General features: G+C 36.1%; 3 protein-coding genes. 2 read left to right on the forward strand and 1 reads right to left on the reverse strand.

Annotation, left to right across the window (positions count from 1 at the left end):
* The coding region (locus GXM17_RS21205) for a hypothetical protein (RefSeq protein WP_208796478.1) at positions 1–904 on the forward strand (904 nt) is incomplete at its 5' end.
* On the opposite strand, the gene GXM17_RS21210 is transcribed toward GXM17_RS21205, so the two are convergent.
* Positions 885–1097 (reverse strand): hypothetical protein, encoded by a 213-nt coding sequence (locus GXM17_RS21210; protein WP_163401512.1) that lies wholly within the window; start codon positions 1095–1097, stop codon positions 885–887. The genes GXM17_RS21205 and GXM17_RS21210 overlap by 20 nt on opposite strands.
* A gap of 44 nt (positions 1098–1141) precedes the next feature.
* Between GXM17_RS21210 and GXM17_RS21215 the strand changes: the two genes are divergently transcribed.
* Positions 1142–1702, forward strand: a complete 561-nt coding sequence (locus tag GXM17_RS21215) for a phage virion morphogenesis family protein (RefSeq protein WP_208796479.1) — start codon at positions 1142–1144, stop codon at positions 1700–1702.
* Positions 1703–1872: the final 170 nt, after the last annotated feature.

Here is a 1872-nt window from a genome sequence, read left to right on the forward strand (position 1 = left end):
TCCAGGTATCGCAAGAAACTTAAGTAAGGAGTTTGATAGTGACTGGGCTAACAATGCGGTTGATCCTTTGGTAAAAGGCACTATTTTCGATAATAATGCTGCACTAAGCAATGTGATATTTAATAAGGAGCATCCTTATTTCAAGGTAGAAACCAAAAAAGCAGAAGGGGTTCAAAAACCAAACGTTTTAAAAGAGTTAAAGACAACAGAAGATGCCAGTGACTTCTTTGCAAATTTTGCAAAAGACAACCCTGAACTATTCCATAGAGGATTTAAAGCTTTAAAAACAACAAGTAGAGCAGGTGTCAATGGATATACAGACATGAATGGTACGATACACTTAAAAGAAGACATCACCAAAGAAGTTATTGAGGCATTAAACAATATACGAAACGGAAAAAAAACAACTTTTGCCCAGGAAAAAGCATTGTCCACTATGCATCATGAAATTATGCACAACGCAAATAAACCCGGAATCCACTACAGCAGAATGCTAACACCAAAAGAAACGCAAACAATGGAGCTTGCAAACGAATTTGTATCAAGGAAAACACTGCCGGAATTTATGAAAAAACTGGGCGGTAAACTTGAAAACACAGAGCTAACAAACCATAGAGAGAATACAGGCTATAATACTATGGTAAGAAATTATGATAGCCTTATTAAATTTATGGGTGCTGACGAAAAAAAGGTACTCAAAGAAGTAAAACAATACCTTATTAATGGCAATTATACCACTCAAATTGAAGGGTTAGTGGGTGCTTTATCAAAGAATAGCGACATTAAATTAAGAAAGGCTACAATGGTTAAGTTTATTGATTATGCAAAAAAACTGCCCGAAGAGCAGTTTAATAATTTATTAATCAATAATGAAGGTTTAAAAACTAAAACGACGGGTAAATAGCTTTTAACTCGTTTGTAAGTTCGTCAAGCTGATGACTTTCAGCAAAAGCAAATAGCTCAAAAATACGCTGTTCCTCTTCACTAATTTCATTCTCAGGTGAAATTAACACAGGTGATATTTTTAGAGATTTAGCTAAATCCGCCTGAGTAGCGACAGTTAAGTCAATACCTTTATATGTATCGGTTGTAGTCATAAATACAAAGGTAATGAATTTTACTAAATTATAACAAATTAATTATGAGTCCTGAAGAATTCACAAGAGCACTGGAAAGAAAGGCAAGTGAGGTCAAAAACTATGCAATGAACCGCTTCCCGTCTGTTGCCGGAAACATAGCTTTGCGTTTTATAAATGGTAATTTCAGAGCGGGAGGTTTTCAGGGACAAAGCTTTGATCGTTGGAAAAAGAGCAATAAAAAAAGAGGTTCAACCTTAGTTGATAGTGGAGCGTTACGAGCTGACAACCATTACACCACCCAACCCGGACAAGTTACTTTAAAAAATAACCGACCTTATGCCAGGTTACACAACGAGGGTTTTAAAGGAACTGTAACCGTAAAAGCTCACACCCGGAGCAAATACAGCAAAAAGAAAGTTGGTACTGGTAGAATGACCAAGAAAGGAAATGAACGAATGCAGACCGTAACTTTTAAATCTGGCCAAAGTTCAGTAAAAGCACATACGCGAAAAATGAACATCCCAAAACGTCAGTTTATGCCAACCAATGACAGGGATAGTGTTGTATTAAACAGGGCTATCGATAGACAAGTTACACGGGATATTAAACAGATATTACAATAAATTATGCCAACACAAGACCTTTTAAAAAACGTTGAATCACCTTTCGGAAAACTATTTTTAGCACTACAAGATCATATTAAAAACGAAGTTCCGGAAGTTATTTACATCGAACAGGATTTAGGACAATTAGGAACAGATGATCCGCGGAAAGGAATGTATTTTCCGGCTGT

The organism is Flavobacterium fluviatile (assembly GCF_010645065.1).
Classification (GTDB): domain Bacteria; phylum Bacteroidota; class Bacteroidia; order Flavobacteriales; family Flavobacteriaceae; genus Flavobacterium; species Flavobacterium fluviatile.